This window comes from Amycolatopsis oliviviridis, assembly GCF_014654365.1.
In the GTDB taxonomy this organism is placed as follows: Bacteria; Actinomycetota; Actinomycetes; order Mycobacteriales; family Pseudonocardiaceae; genus Amycolatopsis; species Amycolatopsis oliviviridis.
On sequence record NZ_BNAY01000006.1, the window covers coordinates 450,309 to 466,897 of the forward strand.

Sequence of the window (16,589 nt, forward strand, 5' to 3'; positions counted from 1 at the left end):
GCCAGACCCGCGGGTAACTTTTCGCGCAGCCCGCCGCCTGCCCGTGCACCGCTTGCAGCACCGTAGTGCACGTCACTCCCGCGCGCAGATCCACAACTCGCCGGTCCCCAGGTCGGCGCGGCACCGCGTCGCGATTAGGGGGCTAAACGCAAGTCCGGTGCCCGGACCGAGCCCAGGTGCTTAGCATGGCTACGCGTCACGATTAGGGGGCTAAACGCAGGTCCGGGCAGGGGCCGGAGACAGCGAAGGGGCGGGCATCCAGAGTGGATGCCCGCCCCTCCGGCGGTGCTGCGGTAGGCGCTACGCGCCCGAGATCACTTGATGGCGATCTTGGCGCCCGCGGCCTCGAGCTTCTCCTTGGCGGCCTCGGCGGCCTCCTTGTCGACCTTCTCCAGGAGGGCCTTGGGAGCGGCCTCGACCAGCTCCTTGGCCTCCTTCAGGCCCAGACCCGAGACGACCTCGCGGACGACCTTGATGACCTGGATCTTCTTGTCGCCGGCGGACTCGAGAACGACGTCGAACTCGTCCTGCTCCTCGGCGGCCGCGGCGGGGGCGGCACCCGGGGCGGCGGCGACGACGGCAGCCGGGGCGGCCGCGGTCACGTCGAAGGTGGTCTCGAACTCCTTGACGAACTCGGACAGCTCAAGAAGGGTGAGCTCCTTGAAGGCGTCGATCAGCTCGGTGGTGCTCAGCTTCGCCATGGTGGCTTTCCTCTCTGAAACGAACTAAAAGTTCGGGGTGGGGGGTGTTCAGCTCTCGGCGGGTGCTTCGGCTGCTTCGGTACCGGCGTTGCGCTGCTTCTCCTCCAGCGCGGCAGCCAGGCGAGCGACCTGGGACGCCGGCGCCTGGAACAGCGCGGCGGCCTGGGACAGCTTCGCCTTGAACGCGCCCGCCGCCTTGGCGAGCAGGACCTCACGGCTGTCGAGATCGGCGATCTGGTTGATCTCGTCCACGGACAGCGTCTTGCCGTCCATGAAGCCGCCCTTGATCACAAGCGCGTTGTTGTCCTTCGCGAAGTCGCGAAGCGCCTTCGCGGCGTCAACAGCTTCACCTTCGACGAAGGCGATCGCGGTCGGGCCGACGAACAGGTCTTCAAGGCCCTCGATGCCCGCGTCCGTGGCGGCACGCTTGACGAGGGTGTTCTTCGCGACCCGGTACTTGGCACTGGTGCCGAGAGCGCGGCGCAGCTGGGACAGCTGGGACACGGAGAGGCCGGTGTACTGGGTAACGACTGTGGCCGAGCTGCTGCGGAAGCTCTCCGCGATCTCGGCGACGGCCGCCTCCTTGTCGGGCTTCGCCATGGTCGCCTCCTCTCTTGGCTAGTGGTCCACTGGCCTTGAGAGCCCTGAAACGACGAAACGCCCCAGCGCAGACAGGCGCGGGGCGTCAGGGCACACGACGACATGCATCATGGGCGAGCCTCGTTCCTCCTGCGCGGGTCGCCCGCCCTAGCGGGGCCTTCGTTCTCCGGGCCAGATGACCAGGAGAAGACCAGCGGTCTTCGGTAGAACCTTGACAAGAATACGCGACCCTCTCCCGCCGCTCGCGCGGGGCCCCTTCAGGTCGCGTTTAGCGGGCTAAACGCGACCGGCGGAGTGCGCTGAAGGTCTCGCGAGGCATCATGGTGACGTGGCGGAGCAGCGTGATGACGGAAAGCCGGGCAACGAGCCCGGCACGGACATCGAGCCCAAGGCGGGAGGTCAGCCCGCGCCTCAGCTGGACGAGGAGCAACTGCGCCAATTTCAGCAGTTTCAGCAGTTCCAGGACTATCTGAAGTTCACCGAGGCGCAGAATCAAGGCCTCGTGCCGTCCCAACCCGCGCAGCCCCTGACCCAGCACTACGGAGGGCAGCCGCCGGCGCCTCCGGGTCCGCCGCCCGGCGAACTCGTGCACGCTCCTCGGCCGCGCATGCCGCGCTGGCTGCGGCGTCTCGGCGGGAAGCTCCTCGCTTGGGTGATCGTGATCTTGCTGATCTGCATCGGGGCCACCATCGCCTATCGGCAGATCTTCCCGAGCGACGCGGGGCAGGACACGGCGACTTTCGTCCAGGGCGGCGGCGGCAAGCACCACACCAACCAGGTGCTTTCGACCAATCCCTGGGAAGCCGTGCGGGCCATCTACGACACGATCGGCAAGCCGTACCCGCCTGCCACCCGGGTCGAGAAGGTCTGCCTGTCGATGAGTGAACAGGCTCAGGCCCAGTTCGCCCGCGACCTCGGCTACCCGGATTGCGCGACCGCCGTCCCGGCCTTGAATGCCAAGGTCACCGACATCACGCCGTACATCTACGCGGTGCGCCCGATGTCGAGCGTGGTCCCGCGGCAGAACCTGACGATCCACTCCTGCTGGTACAGCATCCGCGGCGGCCCTCTGCTGGGCAGCTTCACCCTGCAGGAAGTCGAGATGGGCCAGTGGCTGATCACCGGCCACGCGAACTCGCCTGAGCCCTGCCCCGCCCCTCCCGCCGGCAACTGACCCGCCGCTGACCTGGGACTCCCTGCCACCAGATCGCGATTAGGGGGCTAAACGCAGGTGCGGCCCGCGTCGCGATTAGGGGGCTAAACGCAGGTTGGGTCAGAGGTCGTGCGAGGCGAGGAAGCCGGTCAGGGTGGAGCCGAAGGCGGGGTGCATGACGGCGGCCAGGTGATCGCCGGGGACCCGGACGAGGCGGGCGCCGGCGATGGCGGCGGCCAGGCGTTCGGGTTCGGCGGCCAGGGGGTCAGCGTCCCCGGCCAGGACCAGGGTCGGGACGGCGATCGCGGTCAGGTCCAGTTTCGGGTTCGCCGTCCCGCGCGCGACGGCGGCCAGCGCGACGCGGTCGGCTCTCAACGCGTCGGCCAGCGCCCGGAAAGGCGCCGAAGACGGCGGCAGAGTCGACGGGTCCGCGGCGAGCAACGCCTCGCTGATCGCCTCCGGCGTGACCACCCGCGTGTCCACGCCCCCGAAGTCGACGATCCCCGAGCCGACCCCGCCGATCGCGAGGCACCGGATGCGCGGGTCGGCGGCCACCGCGCCGAGCGCGATCATCGCACCCATCGAGTAGCCCACCATCGAAACCTCGTCAAGGCCAAGAGAGTCGAGCAGAGCCGACACATCGCGAACCATCGCGTCGTCGCCGTAGCTCGCCTCGTCGTGCGGTTTCGCCGACCGTCCGTGACCGCGCGCGTCCAGGCTGATCACGGGCAGCCCCGCGTCCTGGAGGGTGTCGACGACGCCGGGCGCGATCCAGTTGGCGTTCGTGTCCGCGGCGAAACCGTGCTGCAGCAGCACCGGACGCCCTTCACCTTCCCAAACGGTGTAGCTCAGCTGGAGCCCGTCGAACGTCGCGAAGGTAGGCATACCCTCCAGCAAACACGAAAAAGGGGCGGCCCCGCCGTAGCGGGACCGCCCCTTTCTCAGTGATGTCTAACTCAGACTCACGCGTCCTCGGAGAGGAGGTTGCGGGTCCGGGCCGGGTCGACCGGGACGCCCGGGCCCATCGTCGTGGAGATCGTGACCTTCTTCAGGTAGCGACCCTTCGCCGACGACGGCTTGGCGCGCAGGATCTCGTCCAGCGCGGCCGCGTAGTTCTCCACCAGCTTGTCGGTGTCGAACGAGGCCTTGCCGATGACGAAGTGCAGGTTGGCCTGCTTGTCCACGCGGAAGTTGATCTTACCGCCCTTGATGTCCGCCACGGCCTTCGCGACCGCGGGGGTCACGGTGCCGGTCTTCGGGTTCGGCATCAGGCCACGCGGGCCGAGGATGCGGGCGATGCGCCCGACCTTGGCCATCTGGTCCGGCGTCGCGATCGCGGCGTCGAACTCGAGCCAGCCACCCTGGATGCGCTCGATCAGTTCGTCCGTACCGACCACGTCCGCGCCGGCGGCCTCGGCCTCGGCGGCCTTGTCACCAACGGCGAAAACAATGACGCGGGCGGTCTTACCGGTGCCGTGCGGCAGGTTCACGGTGCCGCGGACCATCTGGTCGGCCTTGCGAGGGTCGACACCGAGGCGCATGGCGACCTCGACGGTGGCGTCCATCTTCTTGGAGGAGGTCTCCTTGGCCAGCTTCGCGGCCTCGAGCGGGGCGTAGAGCCGCTCGCGGTCCACCAGCTCAAGAGCCTGACGGTAGGCCTTGCTGTGCTTGGGCATTGCTTCTGTCCTTAACTCTTCAACGGATCAGTGTGGTGTTGGAGCCAGCACTGGCTCTCCCACGGTGGTGCTGGGTGGAACTCAGTCGACGACCGTGATGCCCATCGAGCGGGCGGTGCCGGCGATGATCTTCGCGGCCTGGTCGATGTCGTGCGCGTTCAGGTCGGATTCCTTGGTCTTCGCGATGTCGCGGACCTGGTCCCAAGTGACCTTGGCGACCTTGGTCTTGTGCGGCTCGCCGGAACCCTTCTCCACGCCCGCGGCCTTCAGCAGCAGCTTCGCGGCCGGCGGCGTCTTGAGCTTGAAGTCGAACGTGCGGTCTTCGTACACGGAGATCTCGACCGGGACGACGTCCCCGCGCTGCGACTCGGTCGCGGCGTTGTAGGCCTTGCAGAACTCCATGATGTTGACGCCGTGCTGACCCAGCGCGGGGCCGACCGGCGGCGCGGGGTTGGCCGCACCCGCCTTGATCTGCAGCTTGATGATCGCCGCAAGCTTCTTCTTCTTGGGTGGCATTTCGTTTGATCCTTCTTACTGACTTGAGTCCCCCGCACACCTGCCAGTACGCGGGGACTGCCGGCCGTCTGGCGGCCGTCAGATCTTGGAGACCTGGTTGAACGACAGCTCGACCGGGGTCTCCCGGCCGAAGATCGACACCAGGACCTTCAGCTTCTGTCCGTCCACGTTGACCTCGGAGATCGTCGCGGGCAGCGTCGCGAACGGGCCGTCCATGACGGTGACCGACTCGCCGATCTCGAAGTCGACCTCGACCGCGGGAGCGCCCAGCTGCGACTCGGCGGAAGCGGCCTCGCCCTTGCCCGGCTTGGCAGGGGCGGCCGTCTCGACCTTGGGCGCGAGGAACTTGAGCACCTCGTCCACGGTCAGCGGCGACGGACGCGACGTGGCGCCGACGAACCCGGTGACACCCGGCGTGTTGCGCACCGCGCTCCACGAGGCGTCGTTCAGGTCCATCCGGACCAGGATGTAGCCGGGCAGCACCTTGCGCTGCACCTGCTTGCGCTGGCCGTTCTTGATCTCGGTGACCTCTTCGGTCGGGACCTCGATCTGGAAGATGTAGTCCTCGACGTCCAGCGTCTGGGTCCGGGTCTCGAGGTTGGTCTTCACCTTGTTCTCGTAACCCGCGTACGAGTGCACGACGTACCACTCACCGGGAGCGGCGTTGAGTTCCGCGCGCAGCTTCGCGACCGGGTCGACGTTCTCGTCGGCCTCGGGCTCGGCGGCGGTGTCGTCGGCTGCGTTGTCGTCGGTCTCGTCGGACGCCTCGGCGGCCTCCGCGACATCTCCGGCTTCGTCGACCTCGTCGCCTGTGGCGGGCACCTCGACGGAGTCCAGGTGCTCGGACTGCTCGTCGCCGAGTGCCGCGTGCACCTGCTCGTCGGAAAGCTCGGTCAGCTCATGACCGGCTGCTGTGCCGTTCTCGGAGGTCACGTTCCGTCCTCTCAGTTGATCGGTTGCCGTGGCGCAGGCCACCGTGCGGTGCGTTCAAGCACCGCGACCGGCTGCCTCAGCTGCCGAAGACGGCACCGACGACCTCTTTGAAGGCCAGGTCGAGGCCGCTCACCAGCGCCACCATGAACACCACGAAGACCAGCACCACCGCGGTGTAGGTGACCATCTGCTTGCGGTTCGGCCAGATGACCTTGCGCAGCTCGGCCCAGACCTCGCGGATGAAGCGCATCAGCCGGGCGAAGATCGACGCCTGCTTCGGCTTGCGGTCGCGCTTCGGGGTCGCCGTGCCCTTGGCGTCCTTGGACTTCTCGGTCTTGTCCCCGGCCTTCGCCTTGCCGGCGGGGCGGGTCTTGTCGTCCGACTTGGCGTCGGCCTTACCGGACGGGCGCGCGGACGCACGGCGCTCACGCCGGGCAGCGGCGGTCACCGGGCGGGACTGCTCGTCGGGCTTCTGCCCGGCGTCGTCCTGCGCCTTCTCACCGCTGGCGTCGCTGTCGCTCACGACCACTCCTCCGCCTTCACCAGTTCGCTTACGCAGGGGTGACAGGACTTGAACCTGCAACCTGCGGTTTTGGAGACCGCTGCTCTGCCAATTGAGCTACACCCCTTTGGAGCCCCGATGCTCTGGAGCTCCCGAGGACGCATTCCATCGTCCCCACCGCCGTGGCGGGGATCAACGTAGTGCGTTCCGAGACCAGAAGTCTACGGCAACCCCCGAACAGCTTCGCAACCGCGCCCCTCAAAGCGGCGCGGAGCAGCCTTCCGCGGGGAAACTCCCCCACGGCCGACCCCATGATCGTGCCACGATGTCGTCATGAGCGCTCCCGCACCCTCGTCCTCGACGGCCTCCCGCGTCTCGGCCCGGATCGGCGGCATCACGCCGTCGGCCACGCTGGCCGTCGACGCCAAGGCCCGGGAGCTCAAGGCCCAGGGCCGTCCGGTGATCGGTTTCGGCGCCGGGCAGCCGGACTTCCCCACCCCGGCCAACGTGCTCGAAGCCGCCGAAGCGGCCGTCCGGGACAAGGTCAACCACGGGTACACCGCCGCGGGCGGGCTGCCGGAGCTGCGCGAGGCGATCGCGGCGAAGACCGTCCGCGACTCCGGGTTCGAGGTCGACCCGGGCCGCGTCCTGGTGACCAACGGCGGCAAGCAGGCGGTCTACTCGGCGTTCGCGACGCTGCTCGACCCGGGCGACGAGGTGCTGCTGCCCGCGCCGTACTGGACGACCTACCCGGAGTCGATCGTCCTCGCCGGCGGTGTCCCGGTGCAGGTCACGGCGGACGAGACGACCGGCTACCTGGTCAGTGTGGAGCAACTCGAAGCCGCCAGGACTCCGCGCACGAAGGTGCTGCTGTTCGTCTCGCCGTCGAACCCGACGGGCGCGGTGTACCCGCGCGAGCAGGTCGAGGCGATCGGGCGCTGGGCGCACGAGAACGGCTTCTGGGTCATCACCGACGAGATCTACGAACACCTGGTCTACGACGGCGCGGAAGCGCCTTCGATGCCGGTCTTGGTCCCGGAACTCGCCGACCGGACGATCGTCCTCAACGGGGTCGCGAAAACGTATTCGATGACCGGCTGGCGGGTGGGCTGGCTGCTCGGCCCGCAGGACGTCGTCAAGGCGGCGACGGCGTACCAATCGCACTTGTGCGGCAACGTCTCGAACGTCGCACAGCGGGCCGCGCTGGCGGCGGTGAGCGGTCCGCTCGACGCGGTCCACGCGATGCGCGACGCGTTCGACAACCGGCGTAAAACGGCGCTCTCCCTGCTTTCCGAGATCGCGGGAGTGGAAACTCCGGTGCCACTCGGCGCTTTCTACGTCTACCCATCGGTCAAAGCGTTGCTGGGTAAAGAGATCCGTGGCGAGCGACCGGCTGACACTGTGGCGCTGGCCGATCTGATCCTGCGCGAGGCCGAAGTCGCCGTGGTGCCCGGCGAAGCTTTCGGGACTCCCGGGTACTTCCGGATTTCCTACGCGCTGAACGAAAACGATCTCGCCGAAGGGATCACCAGGATGGGCCGGCTGCTCGCGGAAGCACGGTGACCGTGATGCGCCTGGGGATCGCCCTTCCGCAGTACGGTCCCCTCGCGTCGCTGGACGCCGTCACCGGTTTCGCCGCGGCGGCCGAAGAACTCGGGTACGCGTCCTTGTGGGTCGGGGATCGGGTGCTGGCCCCGGTCGCGCCGTCCGACTTCTACCCCGGCGGCACCCCGGAACGGCCGTATCCGCCCGAATTCGTCACCTTCGGTGATCCGCTGATCCTGCTGACGGCGGCCGCGAGCGTCACGAAGAAGGTCCGGCTCGGCACCAGCACGCTCACCGGGACGGTGTATCCCGCCGTGGTGCTCGCGCGGATGCTCACTTCACTGGATCAGGTGAGCGGGGGCCGTCTGGACGTCGGGCTGGGCACCGGCTGGCTTCGCGACGAGTACACCGCGACGGGCACGCCCTGGAAGGGCCGCGGCGAGCAACTGGAGGAACTTCTCGACGTCCTCCGGACGTTCTGGACCGGCGACCCGGTCGAGCACGAGGGCGAACGCTGGCGGATCCCGGCGGCGAAGGTGGGGCTGCGGCCGGCGCAGAGCCCGCATCCGCCGGTGCTGCTGGGCGGGCGATCGGCGACGGCGCTGGAACGCGTCGGCCGCCGGGCGGACGGCTGGCTGCCCGCCGGAGTGCCCGCGCCCTATCTGGCGAAGCTGTGGGCGACCGTGACGAACGCGGCCGAGAAGGCGGGCCGCGATCCCGGCGCGCTGCGGCGGGTCCTGCGGATCAACCCGAAGCCCGGCACGGATCTCAAGGACGTCGCGGCGCAGCTGGAGGCGGCTGCCGAAACCGGGGTCACCGAGGCCTTCGTCGACCCGCATTACCTCGCGCGGGACGTCACCCACGCGCTCGAACTCGCCGCTGAGCTGCGCGGTCTGGTCCCGAACGACTGAAGGCCCCTCCCCGGGGACGGGGAAGGGCCTTCAGAGGTCAGGATTCGCCGTCGGCGAGCTGGACGAGCGCGTGGGCCTTCGCGGCGTACTTCCAGTTGCCGAGGTCCCGGACGGTCTTGATCTTGAGTTCGGCGAGGAGTTCGTCGTGCTTCGGGGTCAGGCCCTCGAGCGCGGACGGCGGAGCGTCCAGCAGCTCGTTGATGCCTTTGTCCTCCCAGGCCTTGTCGACCAGCTTGTTCAAGTTCAGGCTCACGTCTTTCGCCTTTCCTCGGGGCCAGGTACGCGACTCACCCTGAACGTGATCCACGTCTCAGGCAACCGGTGATCACCCGTTCACGCGCAGTTCACCGACGGTCGGACCGATGACAAGAGTGACCCGGGTCGCGTACAACGAACGGGTGACGCAGCGGAGAACTGGCGGCGGCTGCCTCTTCCTGGTGATCGTGCTGTCCGTCCTGGGGATCGCTTACCACCTTTGGGAGCGAGGGACGTCGGTGACACCGGCGGGGGTCACCACTTCGGACGGCACGGGCCGGTACGTGGCCTTGGGCGATTCCTACACGGCTTCACCGGGCACCGGACGGCCCGCGGGCACGCCGGTGGGCTGCGATCGCTCGGACAACAACTACCCGAGCCTGCTCGCCGCGAAGCTGCGTCCGGCGGAGTTCGCCGACGTCAGCTGTGGCGGCGCCACGACCGAACACCTCATCGGCGAACAGCAGACCCGGGACGGGACGAACGCTCCCCAGCTCGACGCCGTCGACGGTGACACGACGCTGGTGACGATCGGGATCGGTGGCAACGACGTGGGCTTCGCCGGTCTCGGGGCCCAGTGCGCGACGCAGCAGCAGACCGCTTCGCCCTGCAAGACCCAGCTGACCGCGGGCGGGCGCGACCAGCTCGCCGAGCGGATCGCCGCCGCGGCGGACCGGCTCGGCGGGATCCTGGACCGGATCCGCTCGAAGGCTCCCGAAGCGCGCATCGTGGTCGTCGGGTATCCGACGGTGCTTCCGGACGACAACGCGGGCTGCTGGCCGATCCTGCCGGTCGGCGAGGGGGACGTGGCGTACTTCCGCGACTCGCTGAGGCAGCTGAACACCACGCTTCAGGAGACGGCCAAGGAGCACCAGGCGGGCTTCGCCGACATGTCGACCGCGAGCAAGGGGCGGGACATGTGCAGCGCGGCGAACCGGCGGTGGGTGGAGGGGCCGGCGCCCTCGGTGCCCGCCGCGCCGCTGCACCCGAACGCGCGGGGCGAGGAAGGGATGGCTGAGGTCATCGAGAAGCTGCTGAAAGTCGCGTAGCAACGTCGGCTTCGGACGTTGTGAAAGCCACCTTCGCAACGTTGAAGGTGGCGAAGGTGGCTTTCACAACGCCGCCGACCCCCCAGATCGCGCCGGGCCGAAGGGGTCGTGAGTGGCAAGTGTCGTTCTAACCCCACTTGCCACTCACGACCACTCCGACCGACACCTCACCAGCCCCACCACCCACAAGAACACCTGCCGCGTCACCCCGCGTAGCGACGTTAGGCGGCTTACGCGCGCGAAGCGGCCCCTCTTAAGCCTGCGAAGCGCCCTTCGCGGAGCTTCGCAGGGCGCCGCAGTTCACTCGCGACCCGCTGACCTGCGAAAAGAGAGCAAGGGACCTTTGCTGTCGATTACTTAGGCATGCTAAGCGACGCTAGCAAAGGTCCCTTGCTATCGCTTTGAGTCAGGCGCGGACGACCGCTTGCGCCTTTCCGAGGACCGCCTTGCCCTCGAACTTGGCGGTGATGTCGACCCGAGCGGTGCCGTCGTCGTTGACCACGGCGACCTTCCCGGTGAACTCGATCGTCGCGGCGCCGTCGTTCGGCACGACCACGGGGCGCGTGAAGCGCGCGAAGTAGTCGACGAGACGGCCGGGGTCGCCGAGCCAGTCGGTGACGAGCCGCGACCCCAGTGCCATGGTCAGCATGCCGTGCGCGATGACGTCCGGCAGGCCGACCTCCTTGGCGAAGGCCTCGTTCCAGTGGATGGGGTTGAAGTCCAGCGAAGCGCCCGCGTAGCGCACCAACTGCTCCCTGGTGACCTCGACGGTCAGCGGAGCCAGTTCTTCCCCGGCGGTGAACGTGCTCACGCGCCCTCCCCTCGGACCACGAGCTGGGCGTACGTGGTGGCGATCAGGCCGCCGTCGGCGCCGGAGATCTCGGCGCGCAGGTTGATGAAGTCGTTCCCGGCGCGGGCCATGATGTTGTCGATGTACGTGGTGAGCGACAGGAGGTCGCCCGCGTGCACCGGCCGCGCGTAGGTGAACCGCTGATCACCGTGGACCATCCGCGAATAGTCGAGCCCCAGCTCGGGGTCGGTGACGATCGCGTTGATCGAAGCGAGGTTGATGATCGTGAGGAACGTCGGCGGCGCGATGACGTCGGGGTAGCCGGCCGCCTTCGCCGCTTCGGTGTCGCGGTAGAGCGGGTTCGTGTCGCCGAGAGCGTCGGCGAACTCCCGGATCTTCTCGCGACTCACTTCATAGGTACTGGTCGGCGGGTACACCCGCCCGGTGAACGACTGGTCCAAGGCCACCCGAGCAGGCTACCGAACCCGGAAAATACTCGAAGCCGCCCTGGTGACCAGGACGGCTTCGAGTAAGACTGGTAGAACCGCTAGACGCTCAGCGGGTCTCTTTGTGAGTCCGGTGCGTACCGCAGTTCGGGCAGAACTTCTTCATCTCCAGGCGATCCGGGTTGTTGCGCCGGTTCTTCTTGGTGATGTAGTTGCGGTGCTTGCACTCCTCACACGCGAGCGTGATCTTCGGTCGCACGTCAGTGGCAGCCACAGCATTTCCTTCTCTACTAGGCCTGGGAAACCCAGGATTACCGCGTAGCGGTGGCCGGACTTGAACCGGCGACACAGCGATTATGAGCCGCTTGCTCTGCCAGCTGAGCTACACCGCCCTTACATAACCCTAACCGCGACACGCTTGCGTGACGCGGTTGAGGTTGCGAGCCCCTTTACGGAATCGAACCGTAGACCTTTTCCTTACCATGGAAACGCTCTACCGACTGAGCTAAAGGGGCCTTGCCCTCTTGCGAGGACTTGGAAAGATTAGCAGGCCGGTTGAGGGGCCGTAACCGGGGGGCCGGTTACCGCAAAACCTCAGGTCAGCAGGGTCAGGACGGTCTCGGAGTGCCGTCCCGGCGAACGCGCGGTGCGCGCCTGCAGCCACGCCTCCAGGCGGTCCTCGGGCAGCGGCCGCGAGATGAGGTAGCCCTGCGCCACGTCACAGCCCATCGCTTCGAGCTGATCCCGCGCGACGTCTTCCTCGACACCCTCCGCCACGACCGTGAGGCCGAGCGAGTGACCCAGCTCGACGATGGAGCGCACGACGGCGAGGTCGCCGAGATCGGTGCCCATGCCGAGGACGAAGCTCTTGTCGATCTTGACCTGGTCGACCGGGAGCTGCCGCAGGTAGGCCAGCGACGAGTAGCCGGTGCCGAAGTCGTCGACGGCGAGCACGATGCCCAGCGAGTGCAGTTCCCGCAGGATCGGCAGCGCCTTCTGCGGGTCGGACATCACACCGGATTCGGTCAGCTCGAAGGTGAGCAGCTCGGGCGGGATGCCGAAGCGGTCGAGTTCGCGCGCGACCTTCGTCGGGAAGTCCTCGTCGGCGAGGTTGCGCACCGACAGGTTCACCGCGGCGGAGATCCGCAGGCCTTCGTCGAGCCACTTCCGCACGCGCTTCAACGACTCTTCGAGCACGAAGGACGTCAGGACGCCGATGAGGCCTGCCGCTTCGATGGCCGGGACGAACTCGTCCGGGCCGAGCCTGCCGAACTCCGGATGCACCCAGCGCACGAGCGCCTCGACGCCCTGGATCTGCCGGTTCGGCAAGGTGATCTTCGGCTGGTAGTGGACGCTCAGCTGGCCTTCTTCCAGCGACTGCCGGAACTGCGTGACCATCTGGAACCGGCGCATGAAGATCTGGCCCATGCTGGCCATGTAGCCGCGGACCTCTTCGCCGCCCTTGGTCGCGCGGACGGCGACGTCGGCGCGTTGCAGGAGCCCGTCGACGTCGACCTGCTCGTCGTCCTCCGCCGACGACGTGACGTAGCCGATCATCGCGTTCGCTTCGACGGAGAGCCGGTCCACCGGGTACGGGGCGACGAGTTCCGCGCGCAGCAGTTCCGCGGCGGCCTGGGCGCGTTCCGGCGCGCAGCCGACGAGGAGCGCCGCGAAGGAGGCGCCTTCGAGCCTGGCGAGCGGGACGTCGGGGCCGAGCGCGTCCCGGATCCGCCGCCCGGCGGCGATGACCATCCGGTCGGCCCACACGTAACCGAGGGCGTCGCTGACGGTGGAGAAGACGTCGAGGTCGACCCGCAGCACGACCGCGTCGACCTGTTCCCGCAACGGTTCCTTGGCGACCTGGCGGAAGCCCGGCCGGTTGAGCAGGCCGGTCAGCGGATCGTGGTAGGCGTCGTGGCGCAGGGTCGCGAGCAGGCGCCGGTTGTCCAGCGACGTCGCGAGGTGGCTGGCCATCGTGCCGAGCAGCTGGACGTCGTACTTGCCGAAACCACGCCATCGGGACAGCCTGTCGTGCGCTTCGACGACACCGAGGAGCTGGTTCGCACTCCGCAGCGGGACGACCAGCGCCTCCTGCGCGCCGCGGTCGAGCAACGCGGAGCGGACGTCGGGATTGGCTTCGGTGATCCGGAAATGCCGGACGTGCGCGCCGGGCAGGCGCAACAGCGGGTCGTCGGCGGCCGGGTCGACGGGCGGGAGTTCGTCACCCGCGACGACCATGCGCATGGTGTCCTTCGGCTCCAGCCGAAGGCGGAGCACGACGCGGCCGGCGGCGAGCTGGTCCTTGATGCGTTCGGCGATGGTCGCCCACTCGCGGACGTCCACTCCGCCGACGAGTTCGTCGGCGCGCCCGGCGGGACGCGCGGCGGCCTGCTGACCGGATCGCGCGACCATCAGGCTGACGTCGGACAGCGCTTCCATGTCGCGCTGTTCTCGCAACAGATCGGAGTACGCCCAGTACAACGCGGTGAGCCCGAGGAACACGGCCAGCACGAGCGGCCAGGCCTTCGGCGTACCGGAAATGACCAAATAACCGGAAAGACCGACCGAGGCGTTGACGAATCCGACGACGAGGATGCGGCCGGTCAGCCGGATCGCGGTGCTGACCCGCATGCGGCGGCGCAGCACGCGAACGGCGGCGAGCGCGAGCAGCGTGCTGACCAGCGGCGCGGTCAAAGTGCCTGCCAGCGCGGCGATCCAGGTCATGTCGTGGGCGCCGGAGGCCTGTTTCACCAGTCCCGCCACGGCGAACGCGCCGGTGATCTCCAGCAGGAAGGCGCCGGCGTTGTAGAGGACGCGGCCCGCGACCTTGCGGGCCAGCAGGGTTCCTATGCCCGCCGCGAGATGCGCGGCGAGAACGACTTCGAAAGGTGCGACGAAGAATCCGATGACCAGCGGGATCTCGGTGAACGAGATCGTCCAGGAGATGCCGCTGCGGACGTCGACGTTGATCCCGAGCTGTTCGGCGAGCAGGAACGCGAGCGCGAGGATCGGCCCGATCCACAGCAGATCGTCCGAGGCCTCGAAGTCCAGCCACAGGCTGACCGCGGCCGCGGCGGCGATGCCCATGGTGAGTACCGCGAAGGTGTAGACGCGGAACCGTCGCTCGTCGGTACGAGCCTCCGTAACGGCGCCTCCCTTGCCCGCTGCCGTCTGTGCGGCGCTCCCGGGCCTGCCGTTCGTGTCCGGCATCCGACCTTCCTTCCCGGCTGCCCAACCGGTCCTGTCCTACCGCGACCTCGGGGACGAGGGCAATACAGTACCCCGGAGGGCGTACCCAAGTCCCATTCGAGACAGTATGAGATCACCCCAGGGTTAACAATGGGCGCGTCGCGCTGACCTGCGTGGACCAAGGGGTGAAATGGGAGCGATATTCGCGTTCCTTCCGACTACCGGAAGTCACCTGGCGCCACGGTCAAGCCAATCTCGTGAAGTTCCCGTCGGACCCGTCAGTAGGGGCTTGAATAGTCCTATGAATAGCCACGCCATCGCCGCCGGACATGCCGAGCGGCTCGCCACCGTGGACGCCCTGCTCCCCGAAATGCCTGCACTGGAGCCTGTCGAGGGCTCCGTGTCACTCTCCGCGACAGCGGGCGACTCGGCCGCCGCCGGATTGTCGGTACGGACTGAAGCGGGCCCCGATTCTGTTGACTCTCCGTGGCGGGCCCTCGTCGAGCATCGGCTCGAAGCCCGGCTCACCGGACCTCGTCCGGAAGCGGCCCTTGACGCATTACTCACCCGATGGGATGAACATCTGAAGGCGGTCGCCCCACCTGGGGATGCCGAAACGGCGGCGACCGTGGTGCGGCCCAGCCGGGATTCGCCCGGCTCGGCCGAATTGCTGCGCCGCGGATTCGCGCCGGTGCTGGTGATCGCGGTCCGCCCGGCCGACCGGCTCGCCGTGACGGGACCGCCCGCCACGCCCGGAGTGCACATCCGGCCCGCCGAAGCGGATGATCTCGAAACCGCCGTGGGGCTCGAACTGGAATTGCAGCGTTATGACGCGCAGTTCGGTTCTGTCACTTTGCGCGAGGGCGCTGAGGAAGCGATCACCGCGGACCTGTCGAAACAGCTGAAGCGGGAAAACCCGACGCTGTGGATCGCCGAGCTGTACGGACGCCCGCTGGGCATGGTGCGGGTGCAGTTCCCCGGCGAGACGTCGTGGATCGGCGGCCGGGTCGCGGCCGACAAGGTCGGGTACCTGTCGTCGCTGGCGGTGGCCGAACCGGCGCGGTCGAGCGGTGTCGGGTCGGCGCTCGCCGCGCACGCGCACCAGATCTTCGACGAATGCGGGACCGAGGTCGTGCTGCTGCACCACGCGCTGGCGAACCCGCGGTCGACGCCGTTCTGGTACGCGCAGGGCTACCGGCCGCTCTGGACGTACTGGCAGCGGCGGCCGGCGGTGTCCTGATCCCGATAGGCTCTTTTCCAGGAGAGCAGGGGGTTTCTGTGACCAGGGACGATGACGCGGCCCCGGTGGCACCGACCGGGGTCGACACCGAAAAGCCGTCCGCGGCGAGGATCTACGACTGGTTCCTCGGCGGGAATCACAACTGGGCTGTCGACCGTGAGTTCGCCCGGCGGCTGGAACGGCAGTGGCGGTGGGTGAAACCGGGCGCGCAGCACAACCGCGAGTTCATGAACCGCGTCGTGCGCGCCGCGCTGGACGCCGGGATCCGGCAGTTCGTCGATCTGGGGTCCGGCGTCCCGACCGCCGGGAACGTGCACGAGATCGTCCGGGAGGAACTGGAGCCGGGCGATGAGGCGAAGGTCGTGTACGTCGACTACGAACCGGTGGCGGTCGCGCACGCGGAGCTGATTCTCGAACGGCACGAGGCGACCGATTGGGCCGGGATCGTCCAGGCCGACATGCGACGGCCGAAGGACGTCCTGCGGCATCCGGAGACGCGGCGGCTGATCGACTTCTCGCAGCCCGTCTGCCTGATGATGATGGCCGTGCTGCATTTCGCCGGGCCGCACGACGATCCGCCCGCGCTGGTCGCGACCTACCGGAACGCGCTGGCGCCGGGCAGCTGGCTGGGGCTTTCGCACATGAGCTTCGGCGGCCAGACCGGTGAGGACGCGGACGGGCTGCGCTGGATGGTCGAGCAGTACCGGAAGACGAGCAACCCGGTGTGGATGCGGGACCGCGAAGAGATCGAGCCGCTCTTCGGGGACTGGCCGCTGATGGAGCCCGGTCTCGTCCATCTGCCCGAGTGGCGGCCGACGCGGGAACTGCGGCGGGACGAAGAGGGCGCCCGGCCGTTCGCCTGGTGCGGTGTCGCCACCCACCCCTGACGCCCACCCCACCCCGTCACACTCCCAGACATCCGACCTCTAGCCCCACCGCGTCGCCTTTAGCCCCCTAAACGCGACGCGTTGGGGTGCGGAGGTCGGAGGGGTGGGTGATCGCTGACGGCGAACGCGAGAAGGAAACAAACGGGTCGATCGGAGAGTTGAGCTAGGCAGACTCAACTAACCGAGGAGTGCACAG

General features: G+C 68.2%; 18 protein-coding genes and 3 tRNA genes. 6 read left to right on the forward strand and 15 right to left on the reverse strand.

Annotated elements, in window-relative coordinates:
- Positions 1–314: 314 nt before the first annotated feature.
- Together rplL and rplJ are read right to left on the reverse strand one after the other, a co-directional pair.
- Positions 315–701, reverse strand: coding sequence for a 50S ribosomal protein L7/L12 (gene rplL, locus IE302_RS27395; protein ID WP_191257298.1), 387 nt, complete (start codon positions 699–701; stop codon positions 315–317).
- A 48-nt stretch (positions 702–749) separates the two neighbouring features.
- Entirely contained in the window at positions 750–1,301 is a 552-nt protein-coding gene (gene rplJ / locus IE302_RS27400; RefSeq protein WP_005152070.1) for a 50S ribosomal protein L10, read from the reverse strand.
- A 328-nt stretch (positions 1,302–1,629) separates the two neighbouring features.
- Between rplJ and IE302_RS27405 the strand changes: the two genes are divergently transcribed.
- Positions 1,630–2,475, forward strand: a complete 846-nt coding sequence (locus tag IE302_RS27405; RefSeq protein ID WP_191257299.1) for a hypothetical protein — start codon at positions 1,630–1,632, stop codon at positions 2,473–2,475.
- Positions 2,476–2,574: 99 nt separating this feature from the next.
- Here IE302_RS27405 and IE302_RS27410 read toward each other — a convergent pair whose 3' ends face one another.
- From IE302_RS27410 to IE302_RS27435, 6 genes are all read right to left on the reverse strand, one after another.
- Entirely contained in the window at positions 2,575–3,339 is a 765-nt protein-coding gene (locus IE302_RS27410) for an alpha/beta fold hydrolase (RefSeq protein WP_191257300.1), read from the reverse strand.
- A 77-nt stretch (positions 3,340–3,416) separates the two neighbouring features.
- A complete protein-coding gene (gene rplA / locus IE302_RS27415; RefSeq protein ID WP_191257301.1) occupies positions 3,417–4,130 on the reverse strand; it encodes a 50S ribosomal protein L1 in 714 nt (237 codons plus the stop codon).
- Positions 4,131–4,211: 81 nt separating this feature from the next.
- Positions 4,212–4,646, reverse strand: coding sequence for a 50S ribosomal protein L11 (gene rplK, locus IE302_RS27420; protein WP_005152062.1), 435 nt, complete (start codon positions 4,644–4,646; stop codon positions 4,212–4,214).
- A gap of 78 nt (positions 4,647–4,724) precedes the next feature.
- Positions 4,725–5,579: a transcription termination/antitermination protein NusG gene (nusG, locus tag IE302_RS27425; protein ID WP_191257302.1), complete on the reverse strand. Its 855-nt coding sequence runs from the start codon at positions 5,577–5,579 to the stop codon at positions 4,725–4,727.
- Positions 5,580–5,655: 76 nt separating this feature from the next.
- Positions 5,656–6,108, reverse strand: coding sequence for a preprotein translocase subunit SecE (gene secE, locus IE302_RS27430; RefSeq protein WP_037332751.1), 453 nt, complete (start codon positions 6,106–6,108; stop codon positions 5,656–5,658).
- 27 nt (positions 6,109–6,135) lie between these two features.
- Positions 6,136–6,208: transfer RNA gene (locus IE302_RS27435), tRNA-Trp, on the reverse strand.
- Between the two features lie 206 nt (positions 6,209–6,414).
- Between IE302_RS27435 and IE302_RS27440 the strand changes: the two genes are divergently transcribed.
- Both IE302_RS27440 and IE302_RS27445 read left to right on the forward strand, forming a co-directional pair.
- Positions 6,415–7,644: a pyridoxal phosphate-dependent aminotransferase gene (locus IE302_RS27440; protein ID WP_191257303.1), complete on the forward strand. Its 1,230-nt coding sequence runs from the start codon at positions 6,415–6,417 to the stop codon at positions 7,642–7,644.
- Entirely contained in the window at positions 7,641–8,537 is an 897-nt protein-coding gene (locus IE302_RS27445) for a TIGR03619 family F420-dependent LLM class oxidoreductase (RefSeq protein WP_191257304.1), read from the forward strand. The genes IE302_RS27440 and IE302_RS27445 overlap by 4 nt, the downstream gene beginning before the upstream one ends.
- Before the next feature lie 37 nt (positions 8,538–8,574).
- Here the strand turns inward: IE302_RS27445 and IE302_RS27450 are convergent, their stop codons facing one another.
- A complete protein-coding gene (locus IE302_RS27450) occupies positions 8,575–8,790 on the reverse strand; it encodes a hypothetical protein (RefSeq protein ID WP_191257305.1) in 216 nt (71 codons plus the stop codon).
- A 118-nt stretch (positions 8,791–8,908) separates the two neighbouring features.
- Here IE302_RS27450 and IE302_RS27455 point away from each other — a divergent pair, with 118 nt between their 5' ends.
- Positions 8,909–9,841 (forward strand): SGNH/GDSL hydrolase family protein, encoded by a 933-nt coding sequence (locus IE302_RS27455; RefSeq protein WP_191257409.1) that lies wholly within the window; start codon positions 8,909–8,911, stop codon positions 9,839–9,841.
- A 406-nt stretch (positions 9,842–10,247) separates the two neighbouring features.
- Here IE302_RS27455 and IE302_RS27460 read toward each other — a convergent pair whose 3' ends face one another.
- The 6 genes from IE302_RS27460 to IE302_RS27485 all read right to left on the reverse strand — a co-directional run bounded on the left by IE302_RS27460 (position 10,248) and on the right by IE302_RS27485 (position 14,287).
- Positions 10,248–10,652: a MaoC family dehydratase gene (locus IE302_RS27460; protein WP_191257306.1), complete on the reverse strand. Its 405-nt coding sequence runs from the start codon at positions 10,650–10,652 to the stop codon at positions 10,248–10,250.
- Entirely contained in the window at positions 10,649–11,098 is a 450-nt protein-coding gene (locus IE302_RS27465) for a MaoC family dehydratase N-terminal domain-containing protein (protein ID WP_191257307.1), read from the reverse strand. The genes IE302_RS27460 and IE302_RS27465 overlap by 4 nt, the downstream gene beginning before the upstream one ends.
- Positions 11,099–11,186: 88 nt before the next feature.
- On the reverse strand, positions 11,187–11,351 hold the full coding sequence (gene rpmG, locus IE302_RS27470; RefSeq protein WP_005152047.1) for a 50S ribosomal protein L33: 165 nt from the start codon (positions 11,349–11,351) through the stop codon (positions 11,187–11,189).
- Between the two features lie 45 nt (positions 11,352–11,396).
- Positions 11,397–11,469, reverse strand: a tRNA-Met gene (locus tag IE302_RS27475).
- A gap of 50 nt (positions 11,470–11,519) precedes the next feature.
- Positions 11,520–11,592 (reverse strand) — tRNA-Thr (locus IE302_RS27480).
- Positions 11,593–11,671: 79 nt separating this feature from the next.
- The gene (locus IE302_RS27485; protein WP_191257308.1) at positions 11,672–14,287 is read right to left on the reverse strand and encodes a putative bifunctional diguanylate cyclase/phosphodiesterase; all 2,616 of its coding nucleotides are present in this window, start codon (positions 14,285–14,287) and stop codon (positions 11,672–11,674) included.
- 280 nt (positions 14,288–14,567) lie between these two features.
- On the opposite strand from IE302_RS27485, the gene IE302_RS27490 reads away from it, so the two are divergent.
- Both IE302_RS27490 and IE302_RS27495 read left to right on the forward strand, forming a co-directional pair.
- Positions 14,568–15,506 (forward strand): GNAT family N-acetyltransferase, encoded by a 939-nt coding sequence (locus tag IE302_RS27490; protein WP_191257309.1) that lies wholly within the window; start codon positions 14,568–14,570, stop codon positions 15,504–15,506.
- A 38-nt stretch (positions 15,507–15,544) separates the two neighbouring features.
- On the forward strand, positions 15,545–16,393 hold the full coding sequence (locus tag IE302_RS27495; RefSeq protein ID WP_191257310.1) for an SAM-dependent methyltransferase: 849 nt from the start codon (positions 15,545–15,547) through the stop codon (positions 16,391–16,393).
- Positions 16,394–16,589: the final 196 nt, after the last annotated feature.

Excerpts from the sequence above, each read along its gene's own strand:
- rplL (WP_191257298.1), bottom strand. The coding sequence starts at position 701 with ATGGCGAAGCTGAGCACCACCGAGCTGATCGACGCCTTCAAGGAGCTC.
- IE302_RS27410 (WP_191257300.1), bottom strand. The coding sequence starts at position 3,339 with ATGCCTACCTTCGCGACGTTCGACGGGCTCCAGCTGAGCTACACCGTT.
- IE302_RS27490 (WP_191257309.1), top strand. The coding sequence starts at position 14,568 with ATGAATAGCCACGCCATCGCCGCCGGACATGCCGAGCGGCTCGCCACC.
- rplA (WP_191257301.1), bottom strand. The coding sequence starts at position 4,130 with ATGCCCAAGCACAGCAAGGCCTACCGTCAGGCTCTTGAGCTGGTGGAC.
- rplK (WP_005152062.1), bottom strand. The coding sequence starts at position 4,646 with ATGCCACCCAAGAAGAAGAAGCTTGCGGCGATCATCAAGCTGCAGATC.
- IE302_RS27440 (WP_191257303.1), top strand. The coding sequence starts at position 6,415 with ATGAGCGCTCCCGCACCCTCGTCCTCGACGGCCTCCCGCGTCTCGGCC.
- rplJ (WP_005152070.1), bottom strand. The coding sequence starts at position 1,301 with ATGGCGAAGCCCGACAAGGAGGCGGCCGTCGCCGAGATCGCGGAGAGC.
- IE302_RS27485 (WP_191257308.1), bottom strand. The coding sequence starts at position 14,287 with ATGCCGGACACGAACGGCAGGCCCGGGAGCGCCGCACAGACGGCAGCG.